General features: G+C 67.0%; 19 protein-coding genes and 2 pseudogenes. 9 read left to right on the forward strand and 12 right to left on the reverse strand.

Annotated elements, in window-relative coordinates:
- The coding region (locus ACFWBW_RS38990) for a hypothetical protein (RefSeq protein ID WP_385383711.1) at positions 1 to 320 on the reverse strand (320 nt) is incomplete at its 3' end.
- Positions 321 to 691: 371 nt separating this feature from the next.
- Positions 692 to 2,005 carry a helix-turn-helix domain-containing protein gene (locus tag ACFWBW_RS38995; RefSeq protein ID WP_385383714.1) on the reverse strand — a complete coding sequence of 438 codons (1,314 nt, stop codon included), beginning with the start codon at positions 2,003 to 2,005 and terminating at the stop codon, positions 692 to 694.
- A gap of 484 nt (positions 2,006 to 2,489) precedes the next feature.
- Here ACFWBW_RS38995 and ACFWBW_RS39000 point away from each other — a divergent pair, with 484 nt between their 5' ends.
- Positions 2,490 to 3,539 carry a hypothetical protein gene (locus ACFWBW_RS39000; protein WP_385383717.1) on the forward strand — a complete coding sequence of 350 codons (1,050 nt, stop codon included), beginning with the start codon at positions 2,490 to 2,492 and terminating at the stop codon, positions 3,537 to 3,539.
- A 155-nt stretch (positions 3,540 to 3,694) separates the two neighbouring features.
- Here the strand turns inward: ACFWBW_RS39000 and ACFWBW_RS39005 are convergent, their stop codons facing one another.
- Positions 3,695 to 3,922 (reverse strand): hypothetical protein, encoded by a 228-nt coding sequence (locus ACFWBW_RS39005; protein WP_385383720.1) that lies wholly within the window; start codon positions 3,920 to 3,922, stop codon positions 3,695 to 3,697.
- 123 nt (positions 3,923 to 4,045) lie between these two features.
- On the opposite strand from ACFWBW_RS39005, the pseudogene ACFWBW_RS39010 reads away from it, so the two are divergent.
- A pseudogene (locus tag ACFWBW_RS39010) lies at positions 4,046 to 4,333 on the forward strand (HNH endonuclease); the annotation flags it as partial.
- A gap of 359 nt (positions 4,334 to 4,692) precedes the next feature.
- The gene (locus ACFWBW_RS39015) at positions 4,693 to 5,115 is read left to right on the forward strand and encodes a hypothetical protein (RefSeq protein ID WP_385383723.1); all 423 of its coding nucleotides are present in this window, start codon (positions 4,693 to 4,695) and stop codon (positions 5,113 to 5,115) included.
- Between the two features lie 39 nt (positions 5,116 to 5,154).
- Here ACFWBW_RS39015 and ACFWBW_RS39020 read toward each other — a convergent pair whose 3' ends face one another.
- The 4 genes from ACFWBW_RS39020 to ACFWBW_RS39035 all read right to left on the reverse strand — a co-directional run bounded on the left by ACFWBW_RS39020 (position 5,155) and on the right by ACFWBW_RS39035 (position 7,219).
- Complete coding sequence (locus tag ACFWBW_RS39020; protein WP_385383726.1) at positions 5,155 to 5,280, reverse strand: hypothetical protein; 126 nt, start codon at positions 5,278 to 5,280, stop codon at positions 5,155 to 5,157.
- Positions 5,281 to 5,333: 53 nt separating this feature from the next.
- Positions 5,334 to 5,717 carry a hypothetical protein gene (locus tag ACFWBW_RS39025; protein ID WP_385383729.1) on the reverse strand — a complete coding sequence of 128 codons (384 nt, stop codon included), beginning with the start codon at positions 5,715 to 5,717 and terminating at the stop codon, positions 5,334 to 5,336.
- Positions 5,718 to 5,794: 77 nt separating this feature from the next.
- Positions 5,795 to 6,505 (reverse strand): hypothetical protein, encoded by a 711-nt coding sequence (locus ACFWBW_RS39030; RefSeq protein ID WP_385383732.1) that lies wholly within the window; start codon positions 6,503 to 6,505, stop codon positions 5,795 to 5,797.
- Between the two features lie 207 nt (positions 6,506 to 6,712).
- Complete coding sequence (locus ACFWBW_RS39035) at positions 6,713 to 7,219, reverse strand: GNAT family N-acetyltransferase (protein WP_385383735.1); 507 nt, start codon at positions 7,217 to 7,219, stop codon at positions 6,713 to 6,715.
- 178 nt (positions 7,220 to 7,397) lie between these two features.
- Between ACFWBW_RS39035 and ACFWBW_RS39040 the strand changes: the two genes are divergently transcribed.
- A complete protein-coding gene (locus tag ACFWBW_RS39040; protein WP_385383738.1) occupies positions 7,398 to 7,853 on the forward strand; it encodes a lamin tail domain-containing protein in 456 nt (151 codons plus the stop codon).
- Here ACFWBW_RS39040 and ACFWBW_RS39045 read toward each other — a convergent pair.
- The 3 genes from ACFWBW_RS39045 to ACFWBW_RS39055 form a co-directional block, all read right to left on the reverse strand.
- Entirely contained in the window at positions 7,850 to 8,188 is a 339-nt protein-coding gene (locus ACFWBW_RS39045; protein WP_385383765.1) for a hypothetical protein, read from the reverse strand. The two genes, ACFWBW_RS39040 and ACFWBW_RS39045, sit on opposite strands and share 4 nt — an antisense overlap.
- Positions 8,189 to 8,408: 220 nt before the next feature.
- Complete coding sequence (locus ACFWBW_RS39050; RefSeq protein WP_385383741.1) at positions 8,409 to 8,840, reverse strand: hypothetical protein; 432 nt, start codon at positions 8,838 to 8,840, stop codon at positions 8,409 to 8,411.
- A gap of 393 nt (positions 8,841 to 9,233) precedes the next feature.
- Positions 9,234 to 10,673 carry an FG-GAP and VCBS repeat-containing protein gene (locus tag ACFWBW_RS39055; protein ID WP_385383744.1) on the reverse strand — a complete coding sequence of 480 codons (1,440 nt, stop codon included), beginning with the start codon at positions 10,671 to 10,673 and terminating at the stop codon, positions 9,234 to 9,236.
- Positions 10,674 to 11,267: 594 nt separating this feature from the next.
- Between ACFWBW_RS39055 and ACFWBW_RS39060 the strand changes: the two are divergent.
- The 4 genes and pseudogenes from ACFWBW_RS39060 to ACFWBW_RS39075 all read left to right on the forward strand — a co-directional run.
- Positions 11,268 to 11,813: pseudogene (locus ACFWBW_RS39060) on the forward strand (transposase); the annotation flags it as partial.
- Between the two features lie 301 nt (positions 11,814 to 12,114).
- Positions 12,115 to 13,368 (forward strand): IS21 family transposase, encoded by a 1,254-nt coding sequence (istA, locus tag ACFWBW_RS39065; RefSeq protein WP_385383747.1) that lies wholly within the window; start codon positions 12,115 to 12,117, stop codon positions 13,366 to 13,368.
- A 3-nt stretch (positions 13,369 to 13,371) separates the two neighbouring features.
- Positions 13,372 to 14,193, forward strand: coding sequence for an IS21-like element helper ATPase IstB (gene istB / locus ACFWBW_RS39070; RefSeq protein ID WP_385383750.1), 822 nt, complete (start codon positions 13,372 to 13,374; stop codon positions 14,191 to 14,193).
- Between the two features lie 189 nt (positions 14,194 to 14,382).
- On the forward strand, positions 14,383 to 14,757 hold the full coding sequence (locus ACFWBW_RS39075; protein ID WP_385383753.1) for a hypothetical protein: 375 nt from the start codon (positions 14,383 to 14,385) through the stop codon (positions 14,755 to 14,757).
- Between the two features lie 34 nt (positions 14,758 to 14,791).
- Here the strand turns inward: ACFWBW_RS39075 and istB (ACFWBW_RS39080) are convergent, their stop codons facing one another.
- Together istB (ACFWBW_RS39080) and istA (ACFWBW_RS39085) are read right to left on the reverse strand one after the other, a co-directional pair.
- Positions 14,792 to 15,562, reverse strand: coding sequence for an IS21-like element helper ATPase IstB (istB, locus tag ACFWBW_RS39080; protein ID WP_385383756.1), 771 nt, complete (start codon positions 15,560 to 15,562; stop codon positions 14,792 to 14,794).
- A complete protein-coding gene (gene istA, locus ACFWBW_RS39085; RefSeq protein WP_385383759.1) occupies positions 15,559 to 16,974 on the reverse strand; it encodes an IS21 family transposase in 1,416 nt (471 codons plus the stop codon). Before istA (ACFWBW_RS39085) ends, istB (ACFWBW_RS39080) begins: the two co-directional genes overlap by 4 nt.
- Positions 16,975 to 17,114: 140 nt before the next feature.
- Between istA (ACFWBW_RS39085) and ACFWBW_RS39090 the strand changes: the two genes are divergently transcribed.
- Entirely contained in the window at positions 17,115 to 17,456 is a 342-nt protein-coding gene (locus ACFWBW_RS39090; protein ID WP_385383762.1) for a hypothetical protein, read from the forward strand.
- The last annotated feature ends 848 nt before the right edge of the window (positions 17,457 to 18,304 follow it).

Genomic DNA, 18,304 nt, shown 5'->3' on the forward strand with positions numbered 1-18,304 from the left:
GCCTTGTACTTCCAGATCGCGGCGGCCGCGTCCTTCGGGTCGTTGAACTCCTCGAAGTCCAGGTCGTTGACCGTGCCCGCCGTGTCCGCGAGGATCTTGATCTTCGAGCCGGAGTATCGCCACGCGGAGATCGCGTGGTTGATCTCCTTGAGGTACGCGGCCGAGTCCGTGTACCGGATCTCGCCCGCGTCCACGGAGCTGAACGACGTGGACTCCGACTCGCCCTTGAGGCACGGCGCCGGATCCACGGCGTGCGCCGGGCCGGGGGCGAGGAGCAGCAGCGCGGCGGCGGCCGATAACGCGGAGAGAGGACGCTTCACCCTGTCCACGGTAGGGGCTCCGTACGCGGGGACGATCGTTTCAGCGCCGGGGCCCGGAAGGCATATTGTCTTCCGGGCCCCGGAATCGACGCCTACGGTCCCGGCGGGCCCTCCTCCAGGTGTCGCGCTGCCACACCAGCCCCACTCGGACATCGACCTGCGGGACGGCCGCTCCGTCCGCCAGGCCGACCAGGTCGGAGTACCCGCCGACCAGCTCGGCGCCCTCGCCGAACTCGGCGTTGACTGGGCGGGACACCGGGCCGTGGGTGGCGTTAGCCCGGGTCAAACGAGTATGTGAAGGCCCCCGGAGTCGGTCTTGGGGCCTTCCTCTCGCTCGCCGGCTTCAATTCCATCAAGGGGTTCGTCGCGTCCTACCAGCCGGTCAGTGCGCTGCGGTCAGGGCCATCGAGCCGGTCCACACGAATGTCGCCCTCGGGGGTCAGCACGTGGGGCTGATGGGTGCCCATGTCGGCAAGGAGGTCGGCCACGAGCGAGTAGGCCGTGCTGACGGCCTCGCGCTTGTCCGCGATGAGCGCTGTCAGATTCGCCGTGGTCTGCGCAGGGGTCCTGGAGATCGGGCCGACGGTACCGTGCTGGAAGGCGCTCTCGGACACAACGAGGCGCAGCGGGATGAGGTCGTCGTCGAAGCGGTGGAGTGCTGCGGAGAGCATGAGGTCGCCGGCGCCGCCCGTCTCGGCGGCCCAGGCCGCGGCGGTTTGCACCTGGGCTACGAGCTCAAGCTCGAGTTCGCGCTGGTCCAGCTGTTTGGGGTCTCCCGGTTCGCGCGGGTTCTTTTCGATGTTGAGGGGCAGCGCGGCGTAGCTGGAGCCGTCCTGGTGGAGCTGGCCGGTGGGTGATCCTTCGAATCGGACCTGCCGGCGGCCCACCAGGGCGGGGTGGTCCGGTTTCATGTGGTGAGTGATGGCCAGATAGGCGAGCTTGGCGAAGCGGTCCAGAGCCGCGTCGCGTTCGTGCTGCGTGGTCAGGGGGTAGTCGCCACGGACCGCTGGGACAGCGGTCAGGCTGACCCAGACCGGGTACCAGGCCGCCCGGCTGCCGCCAGCGGGTACACGTGCCGTCGCGTAGGCGGTGAGGTGGTCGGTGCCGGCCACGGCAAGGTCGTGTACCCGATCGGCGTCCGTGGCCGCGGCGTGGAAGCGATCGCGGTAACGCTGGGCGATCTCGGATTCGGCGAGCGTACGGGTGGTGGTGCCGTGCCGGACGTGGACCCGGAAGTTGTAGTCGTTGCCTGGGGCAGCGACCGCGTGCGGAGCCTGTGTGCTGGGCGGCACCGTGAGCAGCCAATAGATCTTGCCCTCCGCGGCGGACTGCAGGGAGCGCACGCCCACGTTGGGGATGACGGGCTGGATCCAGTTCGCGAGGACCGAGCGGATCCACTCCTCGCCCCGGCCGGCGACCGGTTCGAAGGGTGCCAGAGCATGGGCGTGGTCCCGCTTGCCGTCGTCGACACCGACGACGAGCAGCCCACCGACGGTGTTTGCCATAGCCGCCACATCCTTGGCGAGTTCCTTCTTGCCCGCGTCGGTGCCCTGGTAGAAATCCTTCTTCCAGTCGAGGTCGACGCCTTCGGGTATCTGGTTGTCAACCGCGCGCCGCAAGTCGTCCTCGGTGAGGTCGTCAGGGTGCCGTCCCAAGGCGGCAGTGAGCCGTGCAGGCAGAGCCATCGGTTCTCCAGTTCACCAGGTGCATTACCGGCATGCGCCAGCAATCTCACGCTAGAGGGACGGACCCGGGCATCACCAGGCATTTCCGAAAAGCGGCAGCACCAGTGCCACCGGCATCGGCCACGCCGCCCACACCGGGTCTGCGCCGCGGACGAACGGCGGCCTACGTTCCCTGCGCCCACTGCCCCACAACCCGCGTCACACGGCTCGGTAGGTCTGCCGCTGCATGTAGGTCACGGACCGCCTACCTGCAAGCACGCCAGCGAGCCCTCACCGCGCGGCGTTCGCCCTCCGGAAGCTGATCGTTTCTCCGGTGCAAACGGCCACCCAGCCGAGCGAAACCAGACACACGCCGCAGTCTCCCAACGATGCCCAGTGCGGGACAGCCCGTCGTCAGCCGAACGAGGAGCTATGGCTGGGTGGCAAGGGCTGCCCCGAGGTGACTGCGGCCCCGTTGTCAGAGCCATTTGGCAAGATCGCGGCTATGACCAGCACCCCGACTACTCCGCCGCGGCCGTTCGACGTCACCACCGTCTTCCCTCAACTGGCTCCGCTGGTACGTACGGCGACCCGGTTGCACCCCCGCCCCGGGCCGCCGTCACCGCAGGACAGTTCCATCGGCGGCCCCCTGCTGTGGCCCGCCGACGAGCCGTGGCCGCACTGCGACGGTCCGCACGTATGGGACCAACACAATCCGGCGCCATCACCCCATAACGTTCGGTTGCAGCGACGCATCCTAGAAGACGCGGTCCGCCGAGCGGACGGCGACCCTGCTTCCCTCCGGTACACGCCCGAGGAACTGGCAGACTTCCAGCGAGCCCGTGCGGGCCGCCCTTGGCCCGACGGGCCGATCCCGCTGCTTCCCGTGGCTCAGATCTACCTGCGCGACGTCCCCTCGCTGCGCCCGCCGGACTTGGCCGACTTGCTCCAGGTGCTGTGGTGCCCCTTCAACCATGCCAAAACAGCACTGCCCGAGACAGCGGTGTTCTGGCGAACCGCGGCCTCAGTCACCGATGTGCTCACCACACCACCCGAGACTCCCGTGATCGAGTACCACGGCTATCTTCCACAGCCGTGCCTGCTCTCGCCTGAAGAAGTGACGGAATATCCCCACTCGACGGACCTGGAGCACGAGACACTGCGACAGGTGCAGGCCTGCCGCACCTGGCAGGTAGCCGCGGAGCCAGATGACCTGGACGAGGACGAGCCCACTCCGGAAGACGTCTACAACTGGTCACTGTCCGTCTCACCCGGCTGGAAGATCGGCGGCTGGACCCGCTGGGGCCTGACCGATCCGCACCCGCGGCTCTGTGACGTCTGCGGCACCGAGATGGATTCACTGCTGACCATCGCCTCGTCCGAATGGGGCGAGACGAGCAAGTCCTGGATCCCCCACGAGGACCGAGACGTCTCGGCATCCCCCCTCAATCCCTACCCTGAACAGCCGACCAAGGTCCAGATCGCGGACGGAAACAACCTCCACCTCTACGTGTGCCCCACCCTGGAACACCCCCACCTCACCCTGATCCAGTGACGGCCGAAGCCACTGACCACCACCAGCCTCATCGAGGGCCGTGCCGACCTGAACCAGACTGCGACCGCTGCCGTACACACCGCGCCGGCGGAGCTCCGGCAGGCTCCTCCCGTGACCACGATGAGCTGTCGCACCGCTCCCGCTGGCCTGTCTCGTCACTCGGGGAAACTGAAGCCCAGTTCGCGCAGGCGGGGCAGGCAGGCTTCGAGGCACTTCTCCACCGATGCAGCATCGGTACGCACGAGGATGTCGCCACTCAACGGAGCGCCACTGGCCACAAACGTCCAGGGCTTCCACCTCTCTGCCATCCGCTCAGCATCAGCCTTGAACAGCACGGTGATGCCCTGCTCGGCCAGCGCCTCCATGATCGCGACAATGTCCACCGGTGGCCCTCCAGAAGTGGCTCGAACACAACACGGTGAACCTATCCTTCCGAGGACGGACCACGAACACTGGCCATCGGCTGAGCCGGGAGTACCGCACGGTTCGAATGACGCTCCCCGCCGGCTGGAGCGGCCGCCTGGACGGCTGCGCGGCGGGAGGCGTACGCGAACGACCAGCAGCAGGGATCCTCCCTAGTCGCCGTCACCGCCCGCTCGAACCGGCAGAAGGCAGACCAGGATCCCTTCGAGTGGCTGCCGCCGGCCTCCGAGGCCCTGTGCCGGTACGCCTCTGAGTGGACGGCCACCAAGCTCCGCTGGCAACTCACCGTCGACCCCGACGAGCACAACCGCCTCTACGACATCTCCGCCAGCTGCGGCGGCAACACCGTCACCTACACACCCGCCCCGTAACACCCTGCCCACCGGGTGCAACGCTCCTGCCCGCTTACGGCCGCCTCGCGGGTAAATGGGCAGGTCAGGGATGCAACAAAGCCACTGTTGCACCCTCCCGTTGCAGAGACGTGTTGCAGTCGCCGTTCAAGGCGGTCCCGGCTCAGCCGCGGACAACGTCGGCCAGGGCGTCGCGCTGTTCTTCTTCGCGGGCGACCTGCTGGGCGAGGACCTCACGGTCGAGGTCACTGCTTCGGGTGGCTCGTTCATCACGGCAGGGGGTGCCTTGCCGGGAAGCACGCACCCCTGCGGCCCGGAGCGGCTATACCGGAGCGGTGCCGACTGCCCTGCCCGCCGTAGGAGAAGGAGTCCACCGCCTCATGACCGACGCCGCGAACACCCCTCCCACTACCCGTGCCGCCCGCGTGATCACGATCGTCGCCGTCGTCATCGGCGTCGCCTACATGGGCTTACTGGCCTTCATCTCGGTACCTCAGCTCACGGACTACATGGGCGGCCGGGATATCGACTTCCCGGTGTTCCTGGCCATCGCGGCTATCTCCGGCCCCACCCTGTTCTGGGCCTTCATCGGCCTCGGCATCGGACTGAGCAAGACGGGCTGGGCAGCCGGACTCGCCCTCACCGGCATCCTCACCACCCTCACCTACGGGTGGCTCCTCGCCTCCTCCCACGGCCACGGCTTCGCCTACTGGCTGTTCCTCACCCTGATCGTCGCCACCAACCTCGGCGCGTTCTGCGTGACTCCCTACGCCCTCGTCCGTGGCACCGTCGGACGCGGCTGACTCTGCGAAACGGGACCGAGGGCGCCGCAGAGGATCCGCCTACAGCGGCTCCTCGTTCGGCATACCCCACCGACCGGCGAACTCCTCCGTGGCGTGGCGCTGCTGTTCTTCGCGGGCGATCTGCTGGGCGAGGACGTCGCGGTCGATGTACGGGTCGACGGCCACGTGCCATACCGGTACACGTACCCCTTCGGGGCTGCGGAACCTCTTGGAGGAGATCAGGGGCTGGTCTGGGCGACGGCGGCCCGAAACTCCTGCGTCATCAAGGGGACCGAACCGCGCTGTACGGGGGCGGGGCCCGGCTCGCCCCAGACCTTGTGCGGGGCGGCCCGCATCTTGTCGTTCATCGCGGCCTCGACCGCGGCTCTGTGTTCTTCGGGCAGTTCCCGGTTGTCCGAGACGACGACCATCGTGCCGTGGCGGGTGCCGATCATGCCGAGCGTGGTCGCCTTCCACCCCAGCTGGCGGGCTGCCTTGCGCATCGCGGCCCGGATCAGCTCCACCCCGCCGAGGCCGACGGCCTCTTCGTCGCCCAGGTTCACCTGGTACGAGCCGCCGTAGCCGCCCGCGTTCTCGGGGCAGGACCAACGCAGCAGCGGCACCAGGGCCTCGCATCGTAGGGCCACGGCGCGGGTGGGCGTCCGTCATTCGCGGCAAGCGACCGATCGGGCACCCTTCGTCAGTCCCCCGTGCCGGTGAGGTGCGGCCACAGCAGCTTGAGATCCCGTACGACCCGGTCCGCCAGGACGACGGGGTCGTTGGCGCTCCACTGATGAGCTGTCCCCAGGGCGTCGGCACCCTTCGTCCTGGAGCTGTCCTTGCTCGGGAAGGAGCCTGAGGTGACCCGGGCGGTGAACGTCGTCGGTGCCGGCGGACGGGGCAAGAAGAGCAGCGGGTGATGCGGAGTGAAGTCGAAGTGGCCGAGGCGGGCCCCTGGTTCCTGATCCAGGAACTGCGGTTCGGTCCGCAGGCCGACCGTGGCCACCAGCCACGCGCCCGACCGGTCCGGGTCTGGACACAGCCACAGGTCGAACGTGCCGGCCAGCAGGTCCTTCTGCCACTTCCAGACCTTCGCCCGCGGATCGAGCGCGTCAGCCCCATCGCGGCGCAACGGCATCAGAGCGCGCTCGAACGGGGCGATCAGGTCGTCGTAGGCGGCCCGCAGGGTCGCGCTGCCGGCGTGGTCGTACGTCAGCTCACGGTCCGGCGCGATCTCCCACTTCAAGCCGGCGGGAAGCTCAGTGGTGAGGTACTCGCGCAGCGGCCCGATGACCCGCGGAAGGCCGTCCTTGCCGACGTTGGCGTGCTCGGCCGCCGGCAGCCGGACCCACCACGCGTAGTAGGGCGTGTCATCGTCGTAGCGGTCGTAGTCGACGCAGAGCTCGTACATACAGCCCAGTGAGGCGGCCAGCAGGGTCCCGGACCTCCAGCCGCCAGACCACCCACTCGAAGTCATTCCAGTCCGTCACGCGCACCCGCCCCTTGCCTGGCCCTTCTGCGACGGTCCAGTACACTAAGACCCTCCAGGCCGCCGGGCGAGTTCGCGGTCACCCGCCCCCGGACGGGCGACGCCCGAGGCCGCAGACACGCAGCACGGTCAGCCGGCCGCCCCCGCGGGCATCGTCGGGTGCGGGAGCGCGCAGGCCGGGTACGGCGAGACCGTTCCGTCGTGGTCCTGCTGGTCGTGGGTGCCGACGAGGCTGAAGCCGCACTTCGTCAGGATGCGGCCCGAAGCGGGGTTGTCCGGGTGGTGCATCGCTTCCAGCCTGCTCAAGGTCGCCGTGGTGAAGGCGAAGTCGACCACGCTCTTGGCGGCTTCGGTCGCATAGCCGTGCCCCCAGGCGTCGTCGCGGAGGATGTAGCTGAGGGTGCCCATGGACGGGGAGCGGCGTCGCACGGAGATCAGGCCGATCATCTCCTCGTCCGCGACAATGCCCCAGCTCCACTGGGCACGCGGGTCCTCTGCGGCCCGGGCGAGAGCGGCACGGATCTTCTCTTGGGCCTGGTCGAGGGTGAGTGCTTGGCCGTTGGTGTAGCGGACGGAGGCGCCGCTGTAGACGCGGATGAGTCGTTCGTAGTCCTTGGCCCGGCGACAGGCATGCATGATCCAAGGCCGGGGGGCGGTTGCCGGCCGAAGGGCAATGAACGGCAGACCAGACACCAAAGGATGACGTTCTGTCACAGGCAGGCAACAGGAACCCTCCCGGGCACCCCTTGACCCCTAACGTCCGTGATCAGCACCGCCGCTCCACGACGGTCCCACCGGACAGGACGTACAACTCATGCTCATGCCCCGCACCCGCCACCTCGCCGTCGGCATCGCCATCACCACCGCAACCGTGTGCGCACTCCCCAGCCAGGCCCACGCTGCCGGCGCCCTGCGCATCTCGAAGATCTGGTACGACTCCCCCGGCAGCGACAACCGCACCAACACCTCGATCAACGGCGAATGGGTACAGATCACCAACGGCACCAGTACCGCGGTCAACCTCAAGGGCTGGACGTTGACCGACACCTCCAGCCACGTCTACACCTTTGCCACGTTCACCCTGAAGGCCGGAAAGACGGTCACGGTCAAGACGGGGAAGGGCACAAACACAGCCACGACCCTGTTCCAGCAGCGCGCAGCCTACGTCTGGAACAACGACAAGGACACCGCGACCCTGCGCCGTGCCAACAAGACCGTCCACCACACCTGCGCCTACAACTCCACCCGCTACGACTACAAAACCTGCTAGTCACGAATGGGCTGGCCGACGTCGGCAGGCCAGCTGGGACGGAAGCGTTCGATGAAGTCTGTGAAGTCGGTCCGCAGGTAGCGAGAGTCGGACGGCTTCAGCCGGATCTGCTGGCGGCTGTCTGCCCACCAGATCTCGAAATCGGCAACCGTGCCCTCCGCTGGCCAGTCTTCGCCCTCGCTCGGCAGCAGCAGAACGTCGACAAAACCTCCCACACACAGGCCGATGTCCACGAAGATCCCGACCGCACCGGGCCGGGGAACCTTCACCACGGTGCCCTCGAAGACCTGCCCGAAGCGCAGGTCCCTCCGAATCCGAGCCCACTCGACATCCATCACCACGAACAGATCATCACACCTTCTCCCTCTGCCTCAGCGGCACGTCACCGCCGTCATTCCTCCTGGAGGCGGGCCGGATCGCGGACGAGTCGTGGACGCCACTACGCCATGACCTCGCCGCTGACCCGGTAAGCACTCCGGCCTGCGGATCGATGTAGCCGGTCCGCTTCGCGACCCTGACAGCTGTCGGTGACCATTGGCAGGAACCGGTCTCCGATCACACGGCGACGCCCCAGTCGCCCGGGGTCAGTGGGTCCAAAGTGGGGTTCGCATTCATCCAGACCCGGTAGGACGCCCTGACATATTCGCGAGGCGCAAGCACGACCCCGGCCTCCGGTGGGGCGATGAACGCGTCATCGAGGGCCAGGAGCGCGGCCGCCGTGAAGCTCGCCTCGTCAACGTCGGCCGGCATCCCGGTCAGCAGCGCCACCCGGTCCGCGACCACCGCGCGGTGCAGGCAGTAACACCGCTCCTCCTCGGCCGTGACGCCGCCCTGGTGCGCGAGCACCGTCATACGGGCAGACCAGCGCAGCATGTGGTGCGCCACCGTCAGCAGCTGGCGCGGCGACGCCGCGTACACACCGCCCGGCGAATCCATGAGCACCTCCGGGTGCTCCTCGCCCTGGTCCTGCGCCAACTCATCGTCCACCGGAGTGTCCTCCCTCGAGTTCGCGGCCGATCTGGAGGCCACAACCCGCCTCCGAGTACCACCTATAGCATCGGCGCCAGGCCCCAACGGCGCGGGCCGCGGCGTGCATCGCCACGATGTCGCCGCGCAGCCGGGGCTGGCATCCGTCCACGCGGGCGAGGGTCGCCAGGCGGTGGACGTGGTCCGGGCGTGGCAGGCCCGCTCATCCGCGCGGCGGACACGGAAACGGACACACCGACCGACCCGGCCCACCCGAGCCTCGACGCATTCGGCCCTGCTCCACGCATGGTTGCGGCCCGGTGCGAGCGGTACTGTCCACTCCTGCTGCCGGGCACGTTCGCCGCCGGTCACGCCATGGATGGATGAGGCAGAGCCTGGCCGGCCATCATGTGGTCAGTTCGTGAGGGTGGCTCCGAAGTCGGCGTAGCCGATGGGGCCGGTGAGGTTGGCGAGTTCGGTCAGCTTGAAGGCGGTGGCTCCGAGGCCGGTGACGCCGGAGGCGCCGGTGGGGAGCTTCCAGACCTGGCCGCTGTAGAGGTCCTCGCCCGGGCCGCCGACGTAGACCTCGCTACGGCCGTCGTTGTCGGTGTCCACCGCGCTGACCGCCGTGCCGAACCAGTCGTGGACCTCGCTGGCGGAGGGCACGCCGGTGGTGTTCTGTGTGATCAGTTTCGCGCCGGTGATGGTGAGGCCCTTGGCGCTGCCGCGCAGTACGGTGACGGCGCCGGCCCATTCGGTCCCGTCCCCGGCGTTCTCGAAGGGGGCACCGATGACGATGTCCGCGTACCCGTCCCCATCGGTGTCGCCCATGGCGACGGCCTCGCCCCAGTGATCGTTGCGCTCGGTGGTGCCGGGCACGCCCGGGGTGGCCTGGAGGTAGGTTTCAGCCGGGATGGTGGTGCTGAACCCCTTGGGGCCGCCGTAGGCGATGTTGAGGCGGCCGATGTGGTCGTTGACGGTGTCGGCTGCGGTGCCGCCCACGAAGTCCTGGTAGCCGTCCGCGTTGATGTCACCGAAGGCGCCGTTTCGCCACAGACCGGGCTTGCCCCACTCCGCGGACAGGGAGTTGCCCTTGACGAAGGCGCCCGTGGAGGTGCCCTTGTAGACGATGTTCGTGATCTTGCGGTGAGAGTCGATCACCTGGGTCACGACATCGGCCAGGCCGTCGCCGGTCACATCGCCCACGGCCGGGTAGCTCAGCCCAAGGTTGTCGGTCAAAAGGAACTTGGTCGTGGCGGGCTTGCCGGTGCTTCGGCTGAGCGGTCCGACCATGGTCCGCAGTCCGCTGGTGCCCTGCTCCTTGATCCCGCGGTAGCCCTTGCCGGCAATGTCGGCGATCCCGTCACCGTTGACGTCTGCTACCGAAACCTTGCCGGATTCGAAGCGGGAGACCGTCGCGGAGGGCTCGCCGGCCGAGGCGATCGTGCCGCCGGACAGACCGGCCTTGCTTCCCCAGAGAACCATGTACTGGCGCTTTTGCGTCAGCGTCCGACCGCTGATCAGCAGATCGTCGATCCTGTCGCCGTCGAAGTCGCCATGGCCCTGAATCTGGCCCCATTCGTGACGATACCCGGGGGTGCCCGGAATGCCGGGACTGGCTTCGGTCAGTACGACGGCATTCTGCTTGTGCGCTCCACTGGGCGAGCCGTACAACACCGCAACAGCACCGGCCTCTTGGTGACCATCGATCACCGCCCCCTTCGAGCTGACCGCGATGTCGGAGAAGCCGTCACCGTTGAAGTCGGCAGAGTCATCGACCACCCGCTTCGGGGCGGCCGCAGGAGCAGTTTCGGTGCTCGCGGAAGCCGGGAAGCCCGCCGAGAACAATGCCACGGAGCACAGAGAAGCGGCCCCCAGCCTGCGCACACTCATGAGAGATCCCCCCAGGATCGAAATTCGAGACGCCATGCGATCACGAGATGTAATCACAACTCCGATCCTTTGAACCGGTCACCCCCCCCCTGAGCAGCGGAGTTGCTAGTTCCAGTGCATGACAAATCGTCACAGAATCACCCTCGCCGCTATCGCGATCAGCCGTTCAATCGATTGAGGTCGAGGACGGGGGACGGAAAGTGAATTCAGAATACCTTCTAGCATGAATGCATGAATTAGTACATTAATAACTACAAGATGGATATTTGATACACCCGGGGAACTCGCGCTCAGGCTCTAAGTGTGAAGCACCGGTTTCGTGACAGTGCCCGTCGCCTGATCATGTGCTCTGGCCAATGATGAGCTTGCTCCGGGGCAACGCGGGGACCTGGTCGCCGCTGCGGCGCGGGGCTGCTACGCCCTCGGCGAATCGGGCCTGTCCGGGCCGGGACTGTAAGACGTTCGGTGTAACTCCCGATCATGGAAGATGCATCGATGACCAGCAACAACGTGACCGAGACCGTCGAGCCGTCTGAGGCTGTGCCGTCGAAGTCCATGGATGACCGGTTGATCGACGAGCTCGTGGGTCGGGCTCAGGCCGAGGGTCTGCAGCTGACCGGTGAGGGCGGGCTGCTCCAGCAGCTGACGAAGCGGCTGCTGGAGTCCGCTCTCGAGGGCGAGATCACCGACCACCTCGGCTATGACAAGCACGATCCCGCCGGGAAGAACGGCGGCAACTCACGCAACGGCACCCGGGCCAAGACCGTGCTGACCGAGGTCGGCCCGGTGGAGATAGCCGTGCCCCGCGACCGCGAGGGTTCCTTCGAGCCGAAGATCGCCAAGAAGCGGCAGAAGCGTCTTTCCGGCGTGGACGAGATGGTCATCTCGCTTGCCGCGAAGGGTCTGACGACCGGCGAGGTCCAGGCTCACCTGGCCGAGGTCTCTGGCGCCGAGGTGTCACGCCAGACGATCTCCACGATCACCGACAAAGTCCTCGAGGGCATGGCCGAGTGGCAGAACCGGCCCCTGGACGCCGTCTATCCGGTGATCTTCATCGACGCGATCCACGTGAAGGTCCGCGACGGCGCGGTGGCCAACCGGCTTCCCAATGGAGAAGTCAAGCCTCGGCGCCTGTGTTGGGCCCGGCGGACCGCATGCGGCGAGACTGACGTTGATTAGCGGGTCGGGAAGGAAGCCAGGGCAAGATCCCACTGGTCTGCTGCGTGAAGCAGTGCAGCTGTGATCACACGCACTTCCACGAAGTACTGGTAGATGTCCGGCTTGTCATCGCCCTGGCGCCATGGAGGTGTCGCTTCTAGGGACAGGTGAAGGCTGTTGATGCTTCCTGAAAACTGACCCCGTACCGCTCTCGCAACCTTGACCCCCTGATCAATCTTGGAGGGTGCTAAAGGTGGAGGACTGGGCGGAGATACGCCGGCTGCATCGAGCCGAGGGCGTGCCCATCAAGGAGATCTCACGGCGGTTGGGGGTGGCCCGTAATACGGTGCGGGCCGCGTTGTCCTCGGACCGACCGCCGAAGTACGAGCGAGTGTCCCGCGGGCAGGTAGCGGACGCGTTCGAGCCGCGGATGCGGGCGTTGTTGAACGAGTGGCCGCGGATGCCGGCGCCGGTGATCGCGGAGCGGATCGGCTGGCCGTACTCGATGCCGCCGCTGCGTAAACGGCTGGCGTTGATTCGGCCGGAGTACGTCGGCATCGATCCGGTCGACCGGGTGACTTACGAGCCTGGCCAGATCGCCCAGTGTGACCTGTGGTTTCCCGAGACGAAGGTGCGGGTCGCGCCAGGACAGGAGCGGGTGCTGCCGGTGCTGGTGATGACGCTTGGGTTCTCCCGGTTCATGACGGCCACGATGATCCCGACCCGGCAGGGCGGCGACATCCTGTCGGGCATGTGGTCGCTGATTCACGGCATCGGCCGCGTCACGCGGACCTTGGTCTGGGACCGGGAGGCGGCGATCGGTGGAACCGGTCGGGTGACCGCACCGGCCGCGGCCTTTGCGGGGACGCTGGCCACCAAGATCAAGCTGGCCCCGCCCCGCGACCCGGAATACAAGGGACTGGTCGAACGCAACAACCAGTATCTGGAGACCTCGTTCCTGCCGGGCCGCCAGTTCGCGTCCCCGGCCGACTTCAACGACCAGCTGGGCCAGTGGCTGCTGCGGGCGAACGCCCGCACCGTCCGCTCGATCCAGGGCCGACCGGTGGACCTGCTGGAGACCGACTGCCTGTCGATGCTCCCGCTGCCGCCGGTCACCCCGCCGATCGGTCTGAACCACCGCATCCGGCTGGGCCGCGACTACTACATCCGCGTCGACACCGTCGACTACTCAGTGGACCCGCAGTTCATCGGCCGGTTCGTCGACATCACCGCCTCGCCCGAGACGGTGACCACGTTCTGCGATGGACAGGTCGTCGCCCGTCACGTGAGGTCCTGGGCCAAGCACGGGGTTGTCACCGACCCAATCCACGCCGCCACCGCCGCACGGATGCGCGAGGCCCTGGCACTGGACCGCCAGAAACGTGCAGCTGCCACCCGCCGGCACCCCGACGGACACGCGGTCGCCCTGCGGGCCCTGCCGGACTACGACGCCTTGTTCGGCGTCGATTTCAACCCACCATCCACGAAGGCGAAGTGATCCATGCCCACCACTACCAAGGCCAAGCCGGACACTGCGGGAGCCTCCCCCAAGGACGGCATGCCATCGATGATCGCCTACCTGACCCGGGTCCTGAAGATGCCCACCGTCGGCGCCTTCTGGGGGGAACTCGCCGACCAGGCCCGCGACCAGAACTGGTCCCACGAGGAGTACCTGGCCGCCCTGTTGCAGCGCCAGGTCGCCGACCGGGAGTCCAAGGGCACCACGATGCGGATCCGCACCGCGCACTTTCCGCAGGTCAAGACACTTGAGGACTTCAACCTGGACCACCTGCCCTCACTGCGGCGCGACGTCCTTGCCCACCTGGCGACGGGCACCTTCGTCGCGAAGGCGGAGAACGTGATCCTGCTGGGCCCGCCCGGCCTCGGCAAGACCCATCTGGCGATCGGCCTGGGCGTCAAGGCCACGCAGGCCGGCCACTCGGTCCTGTTCGACACCGCGAGCAACTGGATCGCCCGCCTGGCCGCGGCCCACCAGGCCGGGCGCCTGGACGCCGAACTGAAGAAGATCCGCCGCTACAAGCTGATCATCATCGACGAGGTCGGATACATCCCCTTCGACCAGGACGCGGCGAACCTGTTCTTCCAGCTCATCGCCTCACGCTACGAACAGGGCTCCGTGATGGTCACCTCCAACCTGCCCTTCGGACGGTGGGGGGAGACCTTCTCCGACGACGTTGTCGCGGCCGCGATGATCGACCGACTTGTCCACCACGCCGAGGTCCTCACCCTGACCGGCGACTCCTACCGCACCCGCCAACGACGTGAACTCCTGGCAAAGGGAAACCGAACGCACCAGGACTGATCGAATCCTTCCTGCCCGGGCAATGATGAGGGCGTGACGGACCAACAAAGCGAACCCACAGCCCTGATGTCGGCGTACGACCTGAGCTCCCCAGCCGCGTACGGATGAACGTCCCCAGCTATGTCGCGGGCGGGAGAGCGATTGAGGTTCCTGGTTGAGATCGTCAGGCCGACCGGAGACACTCGCACGATGAGTCAGATCGCATCGCCTGGATCGGTAGAACGAGGTTGGGACGGGCCGTGGTACCGGGTTCGCGCGGAAGCTTTCGAGGCGTCGTTCCTGCCCAGTTCAGGCGAGGACCTGGACGCGGTGTGCAATGTCGATGCCGAGGTCATGCTGACGGACGGATCGCGATGGAGCGCGACCTTCTTCACCGTCGCCGAAGTCGCGAGGTTGATGGAGACGTGGGCAACCAGCGGAGAGGCTCTGGGCGGCCGATATTTCTGGGTCTCGGATGGCTTGATCGTCCGGGATCCCGGCATCGACAACATGATCCATGTGATCGCCGGGCTGATCGAGGCGGACGAGTTCTCCGCGATCTTCCAGCGATTCGAAGATGACTGATCAGGCCTCCAGCCACCGAGTGCGAAGTGGAATGTCAGGCCACGTCAGTGTCCCGCTCGATGGCCTTAAGGCGGTTCTTGAGGCGGTAGCTGGGGCCGTTGATGGCGATCACGTCGCAGTGGTGTAGGAGGCGGTCGAGGATGGCCGTGGCGAGGACTTCATCGCCGAACACCTGTCCCCATTCGCTGAAGGTCTTGTTTGAGGTCAGGATGATCGAGCCCTTTTCATACCGCTTTGAGATGACCTGGAAGACCAGGTTGGCTTCTCCGCGCTCGAGGATCTCGTAGCCCACCTCGTCGACGACGAGGACGCCCGGCCGCAGGTAGGTGCCGAGCTTGTTGGCCAGGCGGCCGGCGGCTTCGGCGGCCTTGAGGTTGCGGACCATGTCGTCGAGGCTGGTGAAGTAGACCGAGTAGCCGGCCCGGCAGGCCGCGACGGCGAGAGCGACCGCGATGTGCGTCTTGCCCACCCCGGGCGGGCCCAGGAGGGCGGCGTTCGCCTTGGCCTCGACGAACGAGAGGGTGGCCAGGTCCTTAACCTTGCGCGGGTCGAGGTCGGGCTGGAACGAGAAGTCGTACTCATCGAGCGTCTTGTGGTGAGGCAGCCGGGAGAGCCGCAAGCCCTGGCGGAAGCGGCGGTCGTCGCGGACGGCCAGTTCCTCGGAGAGGACCAGGTCGAGGAAGTCGAGATAGCCCATCTTCGCCTCGTCCGCCCGGCGGGTGAACTCGTTGATGGTCTCCGCGAGGTGGGGAGGGCCGAGCTTGCCGGCCGTGGTGCGGATGCGGTTGCCGGTCAGCTCGCTCAAGACGATTCCTTCGTCGCTCGATGGGTGGTGAAGGGACGGGTGCCGGTCAGCTCGTCATAGACCGACAACGGTCGGCGCCCGACCTCGATCCGGGTGGCCGCGGCCCTGTTCAGCAGGGCCTGCAACGGTCCGGCCTCCTCGCCCCGGGGCCGTTCTTGACGGGGCTGGACCGGGATGTCGCCGGTGGTGGTCCGGCGGCCCTTGCCGGTCGGCAAGCCGTCCCAGTGCTTCTCGTCGACGACACGGGCACCGCGGCCGATGGCACGGGGATGGGTGGCCAGCAGCGTGCTGCCGTGGACGTCGGCGAGAGTGGAATGCAGCATGACCTGGGATTTCGTGGCCCGGATCTCGACCAGCTGGCGGGCGCGGACTCGGCGGGCCGGCACGGAGTAGAGGTTGCCGTCGAAGGCGACCAGGCAGTCCTTGCCGACGTGACGCAGCTGCCGTTCGGCCACCAGATAGGGGGTCGGCGGAAGCGGTTTGAGAGCCGCGTGATCTCTCGCCGCCCGCTCCGCGATGACCTCCCGGTGGGTCTTGTGGATCTGGGCCCGCCGCAGGGGCACCCAGGCCCTGAACGCGGCGTCTATCTCCTCGAGAGAGGAGAACGATCTGCCCGACAGAACGTGGTCGCGGACGATCAGTACTTGACGCTCGACCCGACCCTTGCCCTGCGGCCGGTAGGCGGCCAGCACATCGATGTCGAAGTCGTAGTGGCCGGCGAAGCCGACCGCTTCTGGATGCAGCGGGACTGCCTCACCAGGGGCGACGTGGCGGCGAACGACGGTTTTGGTTCGGTCGTAGACGATCGTCATCGGCGCCCCGCCGAAGTGGGCGAATGCGCGGCGGTGGCAGTCGAAGAAGGTCTGCAGGTCCTGGCTGGTGGTGAAGCAGCAGAACGGGTCCCGTGAGTACGAGAGCGTCATGTGGAAGGAGTAGACCTTCGCGATCCCCATGTGGGCGAGGATCTTCCCCTCATCACCCCAGTCGACCTGGGCCTGGGCGCCCGGGATCACCTCGAACCGGCGGTGCATCCCCGCCAGTTCCTTGGGCGTGATGCCGAGTTCCTCGGCGATTCGTGGCCGGGCCGTCTGAACGTAGAGCTTGACTCGTTGATAGTTGCCGGTGAAGCCGTACTCCTGGGCCAGTCGCTCGTGGATGACCGCGGCCTTCATCAGGATTTCGGCCCTGAGCATCGAGTCGATCAGCGGCCCGAACTCGTCGATCACCCTCACCCGCCGACCGCTCGACGACCGGCTCGGAGGCGTCGCCGGCCCCGGTGCCGAGAGGTACTTGCGGACCGTCTTGCGGTCCAGCCCGGTCTCCCTGGCGATCTCCGACAAGCTCATCGCCCCGGACTTCAGCAAGCCACGAAAGCGCCGAAGCTCCAGCCAACGCTGCGGATCCAAGACCACTGCCAGCCCCCTCCGCCGCCCGTATCGACCCAAGCAGCAGAGTGCCGAGCACCGGGTCTCACCGCATCAGCAACTGTCCCTTTTCATCCGTACGAGGCTGGGGACGTTCACGTGTACGCCGACACCTGATCGCGCAGAGGATGCGTGCGGCACTCTCAGCAGCTCTCTGGGATCCCGCCGGCGATCCTGCGGCGGCCGTCGAGGTGCTGGCAGCCATGGTCGAGGGAGTCTGCGGGAGAGCCACTACCGCAGACGAGGACCTGCATGTCCGGTTCGAGTCGGAGCCGCTCTCCTCGGCCTACCTGTTCTGCGCATCGCTGCAAAAGTCACTGAACCTGGACTATCTGCGGCAGCACCCTGACTTTCGCGAGGCCTCGCCAGCCGAGCATCTGGAACACATCCGCCCCTACCTCCCCCAGTTCCACCAGCGTCAGCAGGAGGTCCTACAGCTGATCGACGAAGAGTTCCCACAGCGAATTTGATCTTGACAGATCTCAACGACGCAACCAGGGGTCAAGATTCCGGGAGCACGTGGGGGTCAAGATTCACAGAGCGTTGACACGCAAGAAGGAGCGGCATTCCATGAACCCCGAGCACAAGGCCAGAACCACCCTTGGACCCCTGCCAAGACGCGGCTGGCGCACGGGCGGCACCCTCGCATCGCTAGCCTTGGTCCTCACAGGAATCGCCAGTCCGGCCCTCGCCAGCGCCCAAACCCTCCAGGCCTCCGAAACAGCCCGCAGCGCGAGCCCCGCAGGAGGCGGCGACGAATGCCGGCCTGACTACCCCAAGCCCCATGACTACTGGCCGTGGACAGCCGCCGGCAGCGACCACGAATGCAAGCCGGGCCAGCCCGGCGCCCTCGGCCCGACAGGGCCCACCGGCCCCCAGGGAGAACCCGGCGCAACCGGGCCCACCGGACCCACAGGCGCGACCGGAGCAACAGGCACTACCGGCCCAACGGGAGCAACCGGCGGCAGCGGCCCTATCCGGACCCACCAGGTTTACAGCCTGGCGACATCTGCAGAGCCGGGCGCTATCGGGGTGGCTAATGCCGAGTGTCCGGCAGGCGAGACCGCCGTTGGCGGCGGTTTCGAAGCGGGCCGGAACCTCGTGGCCAATTCGTCTCGGCGCAGCAATTTCGGAGATAGCTGGCACGTCGAGTTCCTAAACGTCGGCACTGTGAGAGACGGAGGCTTCGCCATCGCGATCTGCTCACCCGACGCAACAGCGATCTAGGTGTATTGATCACGAGCGTTGTTGACACTGGTTAGGTCTTGAACATGGCGAAGACCTCCGGTGTGGTGGGAGCTGTCTAGGAACCCATTGC

This window comes from Streptomyces sp. NPDC059957, assembly GCF_042730015.1.
Taxonomy (GTDB): Bacteria; Actinomycetota; Actinomycetes; order Streptomycetales; family Streptomycetaceae; genus Streptomyces.